The organism is Rathayibacter sp. VKM Ac-2927, from assembly GCF_022815525.1.
In the GTDB taxonomy this organism is placed as follows: domain Bacteria; phylum Actinomycetota; class Actinomycetes; order Actinomycetales; family Microbacteriaceae; genus Rathayibacter; species Rathayibacter festucae.
Genome location: NZ_JALGRT010000003.1, coordinates 58,181 through 75,508, shown reverse-complemented (window position 1 = coordinate 75,508; position 17,328 = coordinate 58,181). Strand labels below are relative to the sequence as shown.

The following is a 17,328-nucleotide window of genomic DNA, read 5'->3' as shown; positions in this document are numbered from 1 at the left end:
CCCGTCCGCTCCCCTGCGCGCGACCGCGTCCGGCCGGCTCCACCAGCCTAGGACGGCTGACGGCGGCGGCGAGCCGGGGTGCGGAGACGCCGACGGCGCGCCCGCCCCGGAGGGTGGACGCGCCGTCGGGGCGGATCAGATCGCCGAGGCGAGGACCTCGTCGAGCTTCGCGGAGGCCTCCTCGTCGGTGGCCTTCAGCGCGAGCGAGAGCTCCGAGACCAGGATCTGGCGGGCCTTCAGCAGCATGCGCTTCTCGCCGGCCGAGACTCCGCCGGCCTGCTCGCGGCGCCACAGGTCGCGGACGACCTCGCTGACCCGGTAGACGCTGCCGCTCGCCATCTTCTCCTGGTTCGCCTTGAACCGGCGCGACCAGTTGCTGGCCTCCTCGGCCACGTCGCTGCGGAGCACGTCGTAGACGGCCTGCACGCCGGCGTCGTCGATGATCTCGCGGACCCCCACGAGCTCGGCGTTCTCGACGGGCAGGGTGATCGTGAGCTCGCTGGTGTGCACGTTCATCGTCATGAACGTCTTCTCGACGCCCTTGACCGAGCGCTTCTCGAGCCCAGTGATCGTCACCGCTCCGTGGTGCGGGTAGACCAGGGTCTCGCCGACCTCGAATGTCATCATGTCGTGCCTTTCATCGTGGGGCGTGGTGGGAGGGAGGAGGAGTCCGGGGCCCGCAGCGGCGCGTCGGCCAGCCAGGGCGGGAGGAGCGCGACGAGCTGCTCGACGAGCTCCTCGTCGGTGCCGTCGAGTCCGCCTGCGAGCCAGGCGCCGACCACGGCGAGCACGCCGCCGGCCGCGAAGGTCGCCGTCAGCTCGGGGTCGACGCCGGCCGGGGCGTCGACGCGGGCGAGCACCTCGCGGTGGAGGGCGAGCACGGTGTCGAGGACGGCGTCGTCCGAGGCGACCCGGGCCGAGGCGCGGGCGCGGAGCCGGGCGTGGAAGGCGTGCCGGTCGACCAGCCGGTCGACGAGGCGGACGTAGCCGCGGCGGAGCGCGCGGGCGCCGGTGCGGTCCGCGGGGTCGGGAGCGGCGACGTCCGCGACGACGAGGTCCTCGCGCAGGAGGGCGGAGGCGACAGCGGCCGCGTCCTCGAAGTGCGAGTAGAACGAGCTGCGGCTGATGCCGGCCTCGCGGACGATGTCGCTGACCGCGATGCCCTCGGCACGGCCGCCGTCGGTCTGCATGACGAGCCGCTCGACCGCGTCGAAGACCCGGCGGCGGGTGCGGCGCGTGCGCGGATCGGCCGACGCGGGCCCCGGGGTGACGGGTGCCTCCACTCCGTGCGGAGAGGCGGCTCGAGCGGAAGACATCCCCGGCAGTCTACCACTTCCCGGACAGGTGTTCGGAAAACCCGGCGAACTGGTGTGCCGGTCGACTCCCGCTCGCGAGAAGCGGTTCGGCACGCGGGATCCGGTGGATCCGTCGTGCCCGACGCGTTTCAGCGAGCCGGAGGCGTGCGCGGCTGCTCGCGCCATCACCTGTGGCACGCGGAACCGGCCTCGGCACGCGGAGACCAGCAGGTACGGCGAGCCGAGCGTCATTCCGCGAGCCGAACCTGCCCGCGGCTACTCCCCCACCACCTCCGGCTCGCGAGACCGCCTTCGGCACGCGGGAACGAGCCGATCCGACGTGCCGGACGTGAATCCGCGAGCCGAACGGGTACGCGGCCACTCCCCGCACCACCTCCGGCTCGCGAAACCGGCTTCGGCGCGCGGGAACGCGCCGATCCGACGTGCCGGACGTGATTCTGCGAGCCGACCGGGCAGTCGGCTGCTCCACGCGCCACCTCCGGCTCGTGGAAGCGGGTTCGGCACGCGGGGACGAGCGGATCCGGCGTGCCGGGAGCGATTCCGTGAGCCGGAAGTGCGTGGAATGGGCCGCGGCAGAACGGCGGAGTCCGAGCCCGGGTCAGCTCGCGGCGGTGCGGGTCGCGGCGAGGCGGCCGAGGCGGGTGCGGGCGGCGCGCTCGCTGGGTGAGACGCGGCCGAGGTACAGCTCGAGGGAGCGCATCAGCAGGCGGGTCGCGGTGATCGCAGGCCACCACGGGCGGCGGAGGCCGAGGAGGCGGCGCACCTCGGGCGACAGCGATGCGGTGGCCCCGGCGAAGAGCAGCGGGTAGATCAGCCCGGCCTCCCCGGGGAGCTTCACCGTCCGGAGGAACTCGACCGCCTCGTGCACCCGCTCGTCGGGACGCAGCTCGCCCGCGAACCCGGCCAGCTGCTCGCGCAGCTCGGCGACGCTCTCGGGCGGGTTCTCCACCCCGAGCAGGCGGCCCGACGCGGCCCACTCGCGGACGTAGGCGTCGGCACCGCCCGGGATCGGGCCGCCCCAAAGCTCGTGCGCGCCGAGGAACGCGTCGGTGAAGGCGTCGTGCACCCAGAGCAGCAGCCGCGGATCCTGCGCCGAGTAGTGCCGCTCGACGTCGGTCGCGTCCTGGTAGGTGCCGACGATCCGCTCGTGCACGCCGGTCACCCAGCGGGCGGCTCCGGAGGCGGTGGCGGTGTCGCCGAAGCTGGTGGTGAGCACCCAGCGCACGGTGTTGTCGAGGCGGCCCATCGGGTCCTCGCGGTAGCGGGAGTGGTCGTGCACGCCGGCCATCGCGCCCGCGTGCAGCGTCTGCATCAGCAGGGCGCGGACGCCGGCGACCATCGTCGGCATCGCGCCGTTGACGGCCCAGACGGCGCTGCCGGGGCCGAAGAGGCCCGCGTCGTCGCCCGTCTCGAGGGCGGCGACCCAGTCGGGGCGGGGGCGGGGACGGCGTCGACTCATCCATCGAGTCTGCGCTCGGATCCTGGGTGCGACCGTCTCTTCCCTCACTCCGCCAGGGGTGCTACAGGGCAGGAGGTTCCCGGGCCGCCGGGCTCGTCCGAGGTCCTCGGATCACGCCGGGGGTGCCGGGCCCGCCTCACTCCCCCAGCAGCTCGCGCAGGTCGTCGGCGGTGAGCGCCTGGGCGAACAGCTCGCCCTCGTCGAGGACGGCCGTGCTCAGGCGCGCCTTGCGCTCCTTCAGCCGGACGATCTTCTCCTCGATCGTGTCCTTCGCCACCAGCCGGTAGACGTTGACCCGGCGCTCCTGGCCGATCCGGTGCGCGCGGTCCACCGCCTGGGCCTCGGCGGCGGGGTTCCACCAGGGGTCGAGGATGAAGACGTGGTCGGCCTCGGTCAGCGTGAGCCCGGTCCCGCCCGCCTTCAGGCTGATCAGGAACACCGGCGCGGCTCCGGAGCGGAACTCGTCGATCACCGCACCCCGGTCGCGGGTGGAGCCGTCGAGCTGCACGAACGGGATCCCCCGCCGCCGCAGCCGCTCGGCCGCGCGCTCCAGGTACGAGGTGAAGGTGCTGAAGACGAGCGCCCGGCGCCCCTCCGCCAGCACGTCGTCGAGCTGCTCGATCAGCGCGTCGAGCTTGGCCGAGGGCACGTGCCGGTACGCGGGATCGACCAGCGAGGCGTCCAGGGCGAGCAGGCGGAGCAGCGTGAGCGAGCGGAACACGGTGAAGCGCTGGCGGTCGAGGTCGTCGACCAGCCCGAGGAGCTTCCGCCGCTCGCGCTGCAGATAGCCGTCGTAGAGCACCCGGTGGCTCGGAGCGAGGGTGACCTCGAGGGTCTGCTCCTGCTTCTCGGGCAGCTCGGGCGCCACCGCCTCCTTCGTCCGGCGCAGCAGGAACGGGCGGATCCGGCGCCGCAGCCGGTCGAGACGCCGCCGCGCTCCCTCGGAGTGCGAGACCGTGCGCCCCGCCGACAGGTCCGGCGAGACGATGCCGACCGGCTCGTCCGCGTGCACGATCGGGCGGGAGAACTCCTCCCGGAAGCGCCGGAGCGACGGCAGGAGACCGGGCGCGGTCAGCGCGAGGACCGCCCACAGCTCGTCGAGCGAGTTCTCGAGCGGCGTGCCGGTGAGGGCGAGGGTGATCGGCGCGCCGACGCCGCGGGCGGCCCGGTGCGCCTGCGAGGACGGGTTCTTCACGAACTGCGCCTCGTCGAGGACGAGGGCCGACCACTGCCGCTCGGCCCACTGCTCACCGGCCAGGCGGAGCACCGCGTAGCTGGTGACCACGACGTCGAGATCGGCCGGCAGGGCGGCGAGGCTGTCGCCGCGCCCCTCGCGGGTGCTGGTCACCGCCGCGATCCGGAGGGAGGGGGCGAAGCGCGCCGCCTCCGAGAGCCAGCCGGGCAGCACCGAGGTCGGCGCGACCACGAGGAACGGCGCGGCGCGGACTCCGGCGGCGCGCGCCTCCTCCACCGCCTGCAGCATCATCGCGAGGGTCTGCAGCGTCTTGCCCAGCCCCATGTCGTCGGCGAGGATCCCGCCGAGCCCATGGCGGCGGCGGTGCACGAGCCAGGAATAGCCCTCGCGCTGGTACGAGCGCAGCTCGCCGGTGAGGCCGGCCGGCGGCTCGACGTCGACCGGCGCACCCGCGGCCAGAGCGTTGTCGAGCAGGACCTTCCAGGCATCGGAGGCGGTGCTCGCGTCGGCGAGCTCGTCCAGCTCCTCCCAGAGCGCGGTCTGGTGCCGGCCGATCCGCGGGCCGGTCTCCCACTCCTCCAGCTCGTCGGCGCGCTGCAGCAGCTCGCGGAGCCGGTCGAGGCCGGGATGCGCGAGCGAGAGGTAGGAGTGGTCCACGAGCCGGATCCGGTCGCCGCCGTTCGCGAGCGCGCGGAACAGCGGGCCGAAGGGGACGCTCGCGTCGCCGATCGTGACGACGACGCCGAGGTCGAACCAGTCGGCGCTCTCGGTGTCGGCCGCGGTGAGAGTGAGCGTGAGCGGTCCGTTGAGCAGCCGGTAGTCGGGCTGCTTCCCCTCGCGCTCGATCCGCACGCCGCCGACGTTCTCGAGGAGCGGCAGCTGCTCGACGACGAAGACCGCCGCCGCCGCGCCGCGCAGGACCGCCGGCCGGTCGACGTCGGGGACGACGTCCGACTGCGCGGCGGCCAGGACCGTCCGGGCGCGGCGGAGGATCGAGTCCTCGAGCGCGTCGTCGCCGCCCCCGTCGAGCTCGCGCGCCCGGTCGGGGCTGCGCCGCCAGTGGAAGCCGACGCGGACGACGCGGCGCGGCTCGAACGAGACGGTGCAGACCAGCCGGGGCGGCTTGGGCTCGTCGAGCTCCATCCCGGCGTCCGCGCCCCGCACAGCGACGCGGCCGCGCAGGGTCGGCAGGTGCTCCGCCAGGAACTCGGCGACGTCCTCCGCCGGGATGCCCGTCGGCTCGGGATGGCGGAGCAGCCGCAGCTCCTCGTCGTCGAGCGGCTGCGGGGTCGGCGCGAGCAGCAGCGCGGTCGGGTCGACGGACTCCACCAGGTAGACGCCGTGCCGGGCGATGGGCCTCGCGGCCTCGAGCGGGCGCTCGCCGGCGTCGAGCCGGAGGACGGGGGTGAGCTCCAGGGCGCCCGCCAGCTCGGAGGCGACCAGGGCGACGTGCGCCGAGGCGGAGCGCGCGAGAGCACCCGCGCCGGTGGTCAGCAGCGGAATGCGCAGGCCCTCCGCTTGCTCGAGCAGGCGCCAGAGCAGCGGGCTCTCGTAGTCGTCGAGGTGGATCCAGTCCGGATCCTGGCCGAGGTGCACGGTGCGGGTGGCCCGGTGCAGCGCGGCGAACTCGGCGAACCAGCGCTGATGCGCCGGATCCAGCGAGAGCCGGTGGGTCTGGAAGTTCAGCGACTTCCAGGTGAGGGTCGTCCGGTTCCAGGCGCCGCCGCGGCCGGGCACGACCGGGCGGGTGGCGAGGCGGTGGTCGTCGCGCTCGGCGGGGTCGTAGGTCGCGGCGGTGACGCGCTCGCTCGTCGGCGCGCGCCACGGGTCGTCGGCGCGCCGGACGAGGCGGCGCAGCTCGAACTGCAGGCCGATCGGCGTGAGGGTCGGAGTCGGCTCTCCGGGGTCGCCGCCGCTGAGCTCGCCCACGCGGGCGCGCCAGGAGGCGGCGGACTTCTCGGGAGGCATCGCCCCATGCTGTCACGCCGGTCCGACACCGATCCGCGGTCGATGCGGCGCCGGTCGCCGCGCCGGCCCGGGTCAGCGGCAGAATCGGAGGATGAGCAGCAACGACTCCCCCGAGCCCACCGTCCTCGCGATCGGCAGCGACGAGCTGCGCGTGGCGCTGACGACCGCGGGCGCCGAGATGACGTCCCTCCGCGACACCGAGAACCGCGAGTACCTCTGGCAGGCCGGACCCGAGTGGCGCCGGCATGCTCCCGTGCTCTTCCCGATCATCGGGCGGCTGCCGGGCGACACCCTGCACCACGACGGCCGCGACCACCCGATGGGCCAGCACGGCTTCGCCCGCGACCGCGTCTTCGAGCTGGCCGGCGTCGGCGGCGACGAGGCCGTCTTCCGGCTGCGCAGCGACGACGCGACCCGCGCGGTGTTCCCCTTCGACTGGTCGCTGCTGATCGCCTACGCGGTGACCGGATCGACGCTGCGGATCACGCAGACCGTCGAGAACCGCGGCGCGGAGCCGCTCGGCGCCTCGGTCGGCAACCACCCGGCGTTCGCGCTGCCGCTGCCCGGCGCGACCGGTGAGCACCGGATCCGGTTCGCGCAGCCCGAGCCGGAGGGCTTCCGCCGGGCTCCCGAGAACCTGCTCGTCGCCGAGCGCCACCCGGCACCGCTCGAGGACGGCGTGCTCACGGTGGACGACGCGCACTTCGAGGAGGGCGTGCTGATCTTCGACGAGCCCCGCCGCCGCACGCTGACGCTCGAGGCCGACGGCGCGCGCTCGATCGCGGTCGACAGCGGCGACTTCGACGTCGTCGGCGTCTGGAAGCCGGTCGGCGCGCCGTTCGTCTGCATCGAGCCGTGGCGGAGCGTGCCGACGCCGGAGGGCTGGGACGGCGACATCGTCGAGAAGCCGCGGCAGTTCGTGCTCGCCCCGGGCGAGCAGCGCGCCTTCTCCTACAGCATCACGCTCAGCTGAGGCTCCTCGCGCTGCAGCTGCGCGTCGAGGAGCTCGAAGCGGCGGATGATCAGGCCTTCGCGGGTCGCCCATGGGCAGATCACGAGCGTCTCGACGTGCAGCGCCTCCATGGCCGCCTCGGCGACGAGCGCGCCGGCCAGCAGCTGCGGGGCGCGGAGCGTGGAGACACCGGGCAGCGCCGAGCGGTCGGCCGCGCTGATCGCGGCGAGGCGGGAGGACCAGAGCCGCAGGTCGACGAGGTGCAGCTCGCGGCGGGCGAGCGGGCCCGCGGCGCTGGGAGCGGCGCCGGCGATCCGGGCCAGGGAGCGGAAGGTCTTCGAGGTGCCGGCCACGAGGTCGGGGGTGCCGAGGGCGAGGAAGGCGCGGACGGGTTCGGCGAGCACCTCGCGGGCGTGCCGGCGGGCGGCCTTGACGCTCGTGGCGGAGGCGGGGTCGCCGTCGAGGAGGTCGCGGGTGACGCGGCCGGCTCCGAGCGGCACCGAGACGGCGAGCTCGGGCACCTCGTCGACGCCCATCGACAGCTCGAAGGAGCCGCCGCCGATGTCGAGGTCGAGGATCGAGCCGGCGCCCCAGCCGAACCAGCGGCGCACGGCGAGGAAGGTCGCGGACGCCTCGGCCTCGCCGCCGAGCTCCTGGAGGTGCACGCCGGTCTCGGTGCGGACGCGCTCGAGCACCGCGGCGCCGTTGCCGGCCTCGCGGATCGCGGAGGTGGCGAAGGCGAGCAGGTCCTCCGCGCGGTGGCGGCGGGCGACCTCGTGCGCCTCGGCGACGAAGGAGATCAGCTCGCGCTGCCCCTCCTCCGTGATGTCGCCGGCGGCGTCGAGGTACGCGACCAGCGCGAGGCTGCGCTTGTGCGACCGGTACGGCACGGGACGCGCCCCCGGGTGCGCGTCGACGAGCAGCAGATGGACCGTGTTGGAGCCGATGTCGAGCACGCCGAGTCGCATGCCCCCACGCTAGCGCGGCCCGCAGCCGCCCCCGGACCGGCGGCGACGCCCCCCGAGGATCGCACCGCATAGTCGGGCACGAGCATGCCGATCGAGCAGCCCGCGGAGCGGGCGCATCGAGATCCACCCGCGCCCGAAGACGAGTCTGCAGACCCGCCCTGCCGAAGACGCCGGGTCTCGATACGCCGCTGCGCGGCTACTCGACCAGCATGGAAGACACGCCCCTCTGAAGGGGCCACTGCGCATGCTCGGCCGGGGTCGGCAGCTGCTCATGCGGCGAGGAGCGGCTCGCGCCCCGAAGGGGCCGCGGCCCTTGCACCCGACGCGCGGGCGACCGTGGGTCTCGATACGCCGCTGCGCGGCTACTCGACCAGCATGGACGCGCGGCTGCTCGATCAGCAGGAGCGGGAGCACCCACCCCCGCTCGGGAGCGTGGCGCCCCGAAGGGGTCGCCACCCCTGCAGACCGGCCGCCGCTCCGCAGGGTCACCGGCGATCCGCGTGCCAGCGGATCGTCGTACCCGAAACGCGACCGGCTCCCACCAGCGCACCCCGTCGCGAAGCCGACCGCCGACGGACGACGAGGAACGAGGAGTCCGTCGCAGAAGGGCCCGGTCGCGCTGGCGACCGGGCCCTTCTGCAGAGACTCAGTGGTCCCAGTTCTCCACCGGCTCGGAGGAGCTGGAGGAGCCGACGACGTGCACGCGCATGTCGTTGGTGGTGCCGGCGCGTCCGGGGGGCGATCCGGAGACGACGACGACGGTGTCGCCGGCCTTCGCGAGGTTCTCGCGGAGGAGGACGGCGTCGACCTGGGCGAACATGGCGTCCGTGTGGTTCACGCGGGGCGTGACGTAGGACTGGACGCCCCAGTTGAGCGCCATGCGGCGGCGGACCGAGGGCTCGGGGGTGAAGCCGATGATCGGGATGCCGTGGCGCAGGCGCGTCATGCGGCGGACGGAGTCGCCGGACTCGGTGAAGACGCAGAGGAACTTGGCCTCGACGAACTCGGCGACCTCGGCGGCGGCGAGGGTGACGGAGCCGCCCTGGGTGCGCGGCTTGCTGCCGAGCGGGGGGATCCGCTCGAGGCCGTGCTCCTCGGTCGACTCGACGATGCGAGCCATGGTCTGGACGGTGACGACCGGCCAGGCGCCGACGCTGGTCTCGCCGGAGAGCATGACCGCGTCCGCTCCGTCGAGGATGGCGTTCGCGACGTCGGAGGCCTCGGCGCGGGTGGGGCGCGGGCTCTCGATCATCGACTCGAGCATCTGGGTGGCGACGATGACGGGCTTGGCCCAGCGGCGGGCGAGCTCGACGGCGTGCTTCTGCACGATCGGCACGGCCTCGAGGGGCAGCTCGACGCCGAGGTCGCCGCGGGCGACCATGATGCCGTCGAAGACGTCGATGATCTCCTGCAGGTTGTCGACGGCCTGCGGCTTCTCGATCTTGGCGATGACGGGGGCCTTGCGGCCCTCCTCCGCCATGATCTCGTGCACGCGGACGATGTCGCTGGCGTTGCGCACGAAGGACAGCGCGATGATGTCCGCGCCCAGGCGGATGGCCCAGCGCAGGTCGTCCTCGTCCTTCTGCGACAGCGCGGGCACGTTGACCGCGACGCCGGGCAGGTTGATGCCCTTGTTGTTCGAGATGTTGCCGGGGACGACGCACTCGGTGATGACGCGGGGGCCCTCGACGGCGGTGACGCGGACCGCGACCTTGCCGTCGTCGATCAGGAGCATGTCGCCGGGGTTCACGTCGTCGGGCAGGCCCTTGAACGTGGTGCCCGAGAGCTCCTTGGTGCCGAGGACGTCCTCGGTGGTGATGGTGAAGACGTCGCCCTCGGCGAGGGGGTACGGACCGCCCTCGAACTTGCCGAGGCGGATCTTGGGGCCCTGCAGGTCGACCATGATCGCGACGGCGCGACCGGAGTCCTCGGCGGCCTTCCGCACGAGGCGGTAGATGCCCTCGTGCACGTCGTAGCTGCCGTGGCTGAGGTTCATGCGGGCCACGTCCACGCCGGCGTCGATGATCGCACGAATGGTCTCGTACGACGACGTTGCCGGGCCGAGGGTGGCGACGATTTTCGCTCGTCTCATTGAGGGGGTGCTCCGTTGTTCTGCGCCCGAGGGCGCGTCGATAGCGGGGAGGGTGAGCTGTGAAGCTGGCGCGCGAAGACTATCGCGTCCGTGGGACTAGAGCGTGAAGCCCCGGTCGTTGGGCCCGACGGGCGCGGGCAGCTGGGTGGTGCCTTCGAGGTAGCGGTCGATCTCGGCCGCGACGGAGCGGCCCTCGGCGATGGCCCAGACGATCAGCGACTGGCCGCGGCCGGCGTCCCCGGCGACGAAGACGCCCGGGACGCTGGTCTCGAATCGGTCGCCGCGGACCACGTTGCCGCGGTCCGTGAACGGCACCTCGAGCTGGCCGGCGAGGTGCTCCGACTCGGGGCCGGTGAAGCCCAGGGCCAGGAGGACCAGGTCGGCCGGGATCTCGCGCTCGGTGCCCGCCTTGGGCACGCGGCGTCCGTCGAGGTACTCGGTCTCGGCCACGCGCACGGCGCGGACCTCGCCGACCTCGTTCGCGAGGAACTCGACGGTGGAGGCGAGGTAGACGCGCTCCCCGCCCTCCTCGTGGGCGCTGGCGACCTCGAAGACGGTCGGGTCCATCGGCCAGGGCTGGCTGTCCGGACGCTGCGACGGGGGCTGCGTGCCGATCGCGAGGTTGGTGACCGAGGCCGCCTTCTGGCGGTGCGCGGTGCCGATGCAGTCCGCTCCGGTGTCGCCGCCGCCGAGGACGACCACGTGCTTGCCCTCGGCCGAGATCTGCTCGAACACGCGGTCGCCCGCGATGGCGTGGTTCGACTGCACCAGGTACTCCATCGCGAAGTGCACGCCGGCCAGGTCGCGGCCGGGGATCGGCAGATCGCGCGGGACCATCGCGCCGGTGGCGACCACGACGGCGTCGTAGCGCGCGCGCAGGTCGTCCCAGGTGATGTCCGTGCCGATGTCGACGCCGGCTCGGAAGCGGGTGCCCTCGGCCTTCATCTGGTTCAGGCGCAGCTCGAGGTGCTTCTTCTCCATCTTGAAGTCGGGGATGCCGTAGCGCAAGAGGCCGCCGATGCGGTCGTCGCGCTCGTAGACCGCGACGGTGTGCCCGGCGCGGGTGAGCTGCTGCGCGGCGGCGAGACCGGCGGGGCCGGAGCCGACGACGGCGACCGTCTTGCCGGTCAGGCGCTCCGGCGGGTGCGGCTGCACCCAGTCGTTGCCGAAGGCCTGGTCGATGATCGAGACCTCGATCTGCTTGATCGTGACCGCGGGCTGGTTGATCCCGAGCACGCAGGACGACTCGCAGGGTGCCGGGCACAGGCGGCCGGTGAACTCCGGGAAGTTGTTGGTCGCGTGCAGGCGCTCGATCGCCTGGCGGCCCTCGCCGCGCCACATCAGGTCGTTCCACTCGGGGATCAGGTTCCCGAGCGGGCAGCCCTTGTGGCAGAACGGGATGCCGCAGTCCATGCAGCGGCCGGCCTGCCGGCGCAGCACGGCGTTGTCGCCCTGCTCGTACACCTCTTTCCAGTCCATCAGCCGCACGGACACCGGGCGCCGCTTGGGCAGCTCCCGGTCCTGCACCTTCAGGAATCCCTTGGGATCAGCCACCGGTCACCTCCAGAATCCGTCCCCAGACGACGTCGCCGTCGGGGTCGAGCCCCTCCTCCACAGCGGATGCGCGCGTCGCGAGCACCGCGGCGAAGTCGCGGGGCAGTACCTTGACGAAACGCGAGACGGTTCCGTCGAAATCGTCGAGCATCCCCTGGGCCAGGGTCGACTCGGTCTCGGCCACGTGCCGCTCGAGCAGGTCGCGGAGGATCTCCACGTCGGCGCTGCCGAGCTCGGAGAGCGTCAGCTCCCCGGTGGCGATCGCATCGCGGTTGACGAGCTCGCGGCTCAGATCGTGGATGTAGGCGGTGCCGCCGGACATGCCCGCGCCGAGGTTGCGGCCGGTCGCGCCGAGGATGACGGCGAGCCCGCCGGTCATGTACTCGAGCGCGTGGTCGCCCACGCCCTCGACGACCGCCGTGGCACCGGAGTTGCGGACCAGGAAGCGCTCGCCGACCATCCCGCGGATGAACATCGTGCCCTGGGTCGCGCCGTAGCCGATGACGTTGCCGGCGATGACGTTCGCCGACGCGTCGAAGGTGCTGCGGCGGTCGGGCCGCACCACGATCTGGCCGCCGGAGAGGCCCTTGCCGACGTAGTCGTTGGAGTCGCCCTCGAGGCGCAGCGTGATGCCCGCGGGCAGGAACGCGCCGAGCGACTGCCCGGCCGAGCCGCGCAGGTTCACCGTGATGGAGTCGGCCGGCAGCCCGTTCTCGCCGTAGCGGACGGTCACCTCGTGGCCGAGCATCGTGCCGACGGCGCGCTCGGTGTTCTTGATCTCGCGGTCGATCACCACGGTGCCGCGGTGGTCGAGCACGTTCGCGGCGAGGCGGATCAGCTCGTTGTCGAAGTGCTTCTCCAGCTCGTGCTCCTGCGCGCGGCCGTGGCGGCGCGGCTCCTCGGCGCGGAAGACCGGGCCGACCAGGATCGGCGTCAGGTCGAGCCCGCTCGCCTTCCAGTGCTCGATGGCGCGGTTGACGTCGAGCAGCTCGCGGTGGCCGACGATCTCGTCGATCGAGCGGAAGCCGAGCTGGGCGAGGTACTCGCGCACCTCCTGGGCGATGAACTCGAAGAAGTTGACGACGAACTCGGGCTTGCCGTTGAAGCGCTTGCGCAGCTCGGGGTTCTGCGTCGCGACGCCCACCGGGCAGGTGTCGAGGTGGCAGACGCGCATCATGATGCAGCCCTCGACGATCAGCGGGGCGGTGGCGAAGCCGAACTCCTCGGCGCCGAGCAGGGCGCCGATCACGACGTCGCGGCCGGTCTTCATCTGGCCGTCGACCTGCACCACGACGCGGTCGCGCATGCCGTTGAGCATCAGCGTCTGCTGGGTCTCGGCGAGGCCGAGCTCCCACGGCGTGCCCGCGTGCTTGAGCGAGTTGACGGGGCTCGCGCCGGTGCCGCCGTCGTGGCCCGAGACGAGGATCACGTCGGCGAGGGCCTTCGCCGTGCCGGCCGCGACCGCGCCGATGCCCGACTGGCTGACGAGCTTCGCGTGGATGCGCGCCTTCGGGTTCGCCCGCTTGAGGTCGAAGATCAGCTGCTTGAGGTCCTCGATCGAGTAGATGTCGTGGTGCGGCGGCGGCGAGATCAGGCCGACGCCCGCGGTCGCGTGCCGGGTGCGCGCGATCCACGGGTAGACCTTGGTCGGCGGCAGCTGGCCGCCCTCGCCGGGCTTGGCGCCCTGGGCGAGCTTGATCTGGATGTCGTCGGCGTGGGTCAGGTACATGCTCGTGACGCCGAAGCGGCCCGAGGCGACCTGCTTGATCGCGGAGCGGCGCTCGGGGTCGAGCAGTCGCTCGGTGTCCTCGCCGCCCTCGCCGGTGTTCGACTTGGCGCCGAGGCGGTTCATCGCGATGGCGAGCGTCTCGTGCGCCTCCGGCGAGATGGAGCCGTAGCTCATCGCCCCGGTGGAGAAGCGCTTGACGATGGACTCGACCGACTCGACCTCGTCGATCGGGACGGGCGTGCGGCCCTCCGTGTCGAGGGTGAACATGCCGCGGAGGGTCATCAGCGAGAGCGCCTGATCGTCGACCATCTTCGTGTACTCGCGGAAGACGTCGTAGCGGCGGTTGCGCGTGGAGTGCTGCAGCCGGAAGACGGTGTCCGGGTTGAAGAGGTGCGGCGCGCCGTCGCGGCGCCACTGGTACTCGCCGCCGACCGCGAGGCGCTCGTGCGCGACGACCGCGCCGTCCTCGGGGTACGCGGCGCGGTGGCGCGCGGCGTTCTCCTCGGCCACGACCTCGATCCCGATGCCGCCGAGCTTGGACGCGGTGCCGGTGAAGTACTGGTCGACGAAGACCTGGCTGAGGCCGACGGCCTCGAAGGTCTGCGCGCCGGCGTAGCTCGACACGGTCGAGATGCCCATCTTGGACATGATCTTGAGCACGCCCTTGCCGAGCGCCTTGATCACGTTCTTGACGGCCTTCTCGGGAGAGAGGTCCGAGATCATGCCGCTGCGCACCAGCTGCTCGCAGGTCTCCATCGCGAGGTACGGGTTCACCGCGGAGGCGCCGTAGCCGATCAGCGTCGCGACGTGGTGCACCTCGCGGACGTCGCCGGCCTCGACGACCAGCCCGACGCGCATCCGGTTCTCGGTGCGGATCAGGTGGTGGTGCACGGCGGCGAGCATCAGCAGCGAGGGGATCGGCGCGAGGTCCTTGGTGGAGTCGCGGTCCGAGAGCACGAGGAACTGCGCTCCGGCGGCGATCGCCTCGTCGGCTTCGGCGCACATCGCGTCGAGACGGTCCTGCATGGCGCGGGGACCGGCGTCGACGCGGTAGAGACCGCGGATCGTCGTGGTGATGTGGCTGAGCGGGCGCGGTGCGATGTGCTGGATCTTGGCCAGCTCGTCGTTGTCGATCACCGGGAAGTCGAGGACGACCTGGCGGGCGTGCTCGGCGCCGGCCGAGAGCAGGTTGCGCTCCGGGCCGAGGCCGAGGCGCAGCGAGGTGACGACCTCCTCGCGGATGGAGTCGAGCGGCGGGTTGGTCACCTGCGCGAACGCCTGGGTGAAGTAGTCGAAGAGCAGCCGCGGGCGCTTCGAGAGCACCGCGACGGGCGTGTCGGAGCCCATCGCGCCGAGCGGCTCGGCGCCGGCCTTCGCCATCGGCAGCAGCAGCAGCCGCACCTCCTCCTCGGTGTAGCCGAAGGTGCGCTGGCGGCGGTTGACCGACGCGGGCGTGTGCACGATGTGCTCGCGCTCCGGCAGGTCCTTGAGGTTGATGCGGCCCTTGTCGAGCCACTCGTCGAAGGGACCGGAGTCCGCGAGCTGCGCCTTGATCTCCTCGTCCTCGACGATGCGGCCCTGCTCGGTGTCGACCAGGAACATCCGGCCCGGCTGGAGGCGGCCCTTGCGGACGATCTTCGCGGGGTCGATGTCGAGGACGCCGATCTCGCTGGCGAGCACGACGAGGCCGTCGTCGGTGACGACGTAGCGGCCGGGACGCAGGCCGTTGCGGTCCAGCGTGGCGCCGACGAGGTCGCCGTCGGTGAAGACGATCGCGGCCGGGCCGTCCCACGGCTCCATGAGCATCGAGTGGTACTCGTAGAAGGCGCGGCGCTTCTGGTCGATCGCGGCGGCCTGGTTCTCCCACGCCTCCGGCACCATCATCATGATCGCGTGCGGCAGCGAGCGGCCGGCCAGCGTGAGCAGCTCCACCGTCTCGTCGAACGAGGCGGAGTCGCTCCGGCCGGTCGAGACGATCGGGAACAGCGGCGAGAGGTCGCCGAGCTCGGCGCTCTTCAGCTGCGACTGGCGCGCGCGCATCCAGTTGCGGTTGCCCTGCACCGTGTTGATCTCGCCGTTGTGCGCGATCATCCGGAACGGCTGCGCGAGCGGCCAGGACGGGAAGGTGTTGGTCGAGTAGCGCGAGTGCACCAGCGCGAGCTTCGAGGTGAAGCGCTCGTCCGAGAGGTCGGGGTAGAACGGCTCGAGCTGGAGCGTGGTGACCATGCCCTTGTAGACGAGCGTGCGGCTCGAGAGCGACATGAAGTACACCTCGAGCTCGCGCTCGACGCGCTTGCGCAGGCGGAAGGTGAGGCGGTCGAGGCGGAGCCCGGCCAGCGGCACGCCGGCCGCGTCGGTGAGCTCGCTCGAGACGTAGAGCTGCTCGATCGCCGGCATGGCGGCGCGGGCGAGCGTGCCGATCTCGTCCGGCTGCACCGGGATCGAGCGCCAGCCGAGGACGGTGAGGTTCTCCTCGCGGGCCATCTCGGCGATGGTCGACTTGACCCGCTCGCGCTCGAAGACGTCGACCGGGAGGAAGGCGTTGCCGACAGCGTACTGCCCGGCGGGGGGCAGCTCGACGGCCGCGACGGCCCGCAGGAAGTCGTCGGGGATCTGGGTGATGATCCCCGCGCCGTCGCCGGTGCCGGCGTCGGAGCCGACCGCGCCGCGGTGCTCGAGGTTGCGCAGCGCGTTCAGCGCGGCGTCGATGATGTCGTGCCCGGCCGTCCCGCGCATGGTGGCGACCATGGCGAGACCGCAGGCGTCCTTCTCGGCCGCCGGGTCGTACATCCCCTGCGCGGACGGGGTGCCGAGGAACGGCACGGCGGGGACGCGGGGCGAGGGCTGAACGGGAGCCATGGGGACCGTCCTCACGAGAGTCGTAGCGGATCGGGACGTCGCTGGCCCGCGGTGTGGTGGTGGAGGAGCGGCTCCCCGATCGGGAGGGCCGTGCATTCGGTGGTCGCGGAGCGGAGGTCTGGCGCCGTCGTCGGGGTCGTGCGCTCGCTCCCCCGCGGCAGCGCTTGTGGCTGAGCCGCGGTGGGGCGGACGGACGGAGAGGTGAGCTGGATGCGGGGCCGCGGGGGTGCCGCGGACCGCGTCAGCTGCGGGAGACCGTCGACTTCTCGGCGTCGGTGCCGGAAGAAGGAGTGGTGGCGTCGGAGTCGGACTCGACGTCCTCGAATTCTACCGCAGCCGGGACGGGCGTCCACTCGCGGCCGGGCCGATAGGCCGAGGTCTCGCGACCCGGGTGCTCGCGCCGCTGGATCACGACGAGGACCAGACCGACGACGACGGCGGCCAGCGCCGCCCAGACGTTGGTGCGGATGCCCCAGAAGAACTCGCTCGGGTCGATCCGGATGGACTCGAACCAGACGCGACCGATGCCGTACCAGATCAGGTAGGCGGCGAAGACGGTGCCCCACTGCAGCTTGAGGCGGCGCTCGAGCAGCAGGATGACCGCGATGCCGACGACGTTCCAGAGGATCTCGTAGAGGAAGGTCGGGTGGAAGAGCGTGCCGGCGGGCAGGCCGACGGGGAAAGCCGGGTTGCTGCTCTCGATCTCGAGGCCCCAGGGCAGGGTCGTCGGGAGGCCGAACAGCTCGTGGTTGAACCAGTTGCCGAGGCGGCCGATGGCCTGCGCGGCGAGCATGCCGGGCGCGAGCGCGTCGGCGAAGGTCCAGAAGCGGACACCGGTCCAGCGGCAGCCGATCCAGGCGCCGACGGCACCGCCGATCAGGCCGCCGAAGATCGCGTTGCCGCCGTTCCAGATCCGGATGATCTCCCACGGGTCCGCGCCTGCGTAGAAGTAGTCGCCGGGGTGCGTGAGCACGTGGTAGAGCCGCGCGCCGATGATGCCCAGCGGCACGGCCCAGATGATGATGTCGAGGACGACCCACGGCTCGGCCCCGCGGCGCTTGAGGCGGGCGTTCGTCATGATCGTGGCGACCACGATGCCGACCAGGATGCAGACGGCGTAGGTGTGGATCGAGAACGCTCGATCGAAGAGCGTGAAGTCGTACTGACTCCACGCCTCGGGCGGACTCGGGATGCTCAGCGGTACGGACACCGGTACGTCGACCTTTCGAAGGAGGG

10 protein-coding genes are annotated in these 17,328 nt (G+C 72.5%); 1 reads left to right on the top strand and 9 read right to left on the bottom strand.

From position 1 onward, the window contains the following. Positions 1 to 135: 135 nt before the first annotated feature. The 4 genes from MT353_RS09475 to MT353_RS09460 all read right to left on the bottom strand — a co-directional run bounded on the left by MT353_RS09475 (position 136) and on the right by MT353_RS09460 (position 5,938). Positions 136 to 624, bottom strand: coding sequence for a CarD family transcriptional regulator (locus MT353_RS09475; RefSeq protein ID WP_123446565.1), 489 nt, complete (start codon positions 622 to 624; stop codon positions 136 to 138). Next, positions 624 to 1,316 carry a TetR/AcrR family transcriptional regulator gene (locus MT353_RS09470; protein WP_123446246.1) on the bottom strand — a complete coding sequence of 231 codons (693 nt, stop codon included), beginning with the start codon at positions 1,314 to 1,316 and terminating at the stop codon, positions 624 to 626. Before MT353_RS09470 ends, MT353_RS09475 begins: the two co-directional genes overlap by 1 nt. Before the next feature lie 598 nt (positions 1,317 to 1,914). Then, positions 1,915 to 2,775, bottom strand: a complete 861-nt coding sequence (locus tag MT353_RS09465; protein ID WP_243616261.1) for an oxygenase MpaB family protein — start codon at positions 2,773 to 2,775, stop codon at positions 1,915 to 1,917. Between the two features lie 136 nt (positions 2,776 to 2,911). Then, positions 2,912 to 5,938, bottom strand: coding sequence for a DEAD/DEAH box helicase (locus MT353_RS09460; RefSeq protein WP_243624263.1), 3,027 nt, complete (start codon positions 5,936 to 5,938; stop codon positions 2,912 to 2,914). Between the two features lie 91 nt (positions 5,939 to 6,029). On the opposite strand from MT353_RS09460, the gene MT353_RS09455 reads away from it, so the two are divergent. Further along, positions 6,030 to 6,911 carry an aldose 1-epimerase family protein gene (locus tag MT353_RS09455; RefSeq protein ID WP_243624262.1) on the top strand — a complete coding sequence of 294 codons (882 nt, stop codon included), beginning with the start codon at positions 6,030 to 6,032 and terminating at the stop codon, positions 6,909 to 6,911. Here the strand turns inward: MT353_RS09455 and MT353_RS09450 are convergent. From MT353_RS09450 to lgt, 5 genes are all read right to left on the bottom strand, one after another. Continuing rightward, positions 6,890 to 7,858, bottom strand: a complete 969-nt coding sequence (locus tag MT353_RS09450) for a Ppx/GppA phosphatase family protein (RefSeq protein ID WP_127886888.1) — start codon at positions 7,856 to 7,858, stop codon at positions 6,890 to 6,892. The genes MT353_RS09455 and MT353_RS09450 overlap by 22 nt on opposite strands. 646 nt (positions 7,859 to 8,504) lie before the next feature. Next, a complete protein-coding gene (gene pyk, locus MT353_RS09445) occupies positions 8,505 to 9,950 on the bottom strand; it encodes a pyruvate kinase (protein ID WP_123446241.1) in 1,446 nt (481 codons plus the stop codon). A 96-nt stretch (positions 9,951 to 10,046) separates the two neighbouring features. Next, positions 10,047 to 11,504, bottom strand: a complete 1,458-nt coding sequence (locus tag MT353_RS09440) for a glutamate synthase subunit beta (protein ID WP_243624261.1) — start codon at positions 11,502 to 11,504, stop codon at positions 10,047 to 10,049. Next, positions 11,497 to 16,092, bottom strand: a complete 4,596-nt coding sequence (gene gltB, locus MT353_RS09435; RefSeq protein WP_374204706.1) for a glutamate synthase large subunit — start codon at positions 16,090 to 16,092, stop codon at positions 11,497 to 11,499. Before gltB ends, MT353_RS09440 begins: the two co-directional genes overlap by 8 nt. A 241-nt stretch (positions 16,093 to 16,333) precedes the next feature. Continuing rightward, on the bottom strand, positions 16,334 to 17,302 hold the full coding sequence (gene lgt / locus MT353_RS09430; RefSeq protein WP_374204705.1) for a prolipoprotein diacylglyceryl transferase: 969 nt from the start codon (positions 17,300 to 17,302) through the stop codon (positions 16,334 to 16,336). Between the last annotated feature and the right edge of the window lie 26 nt (positions 17,303 to 17,328).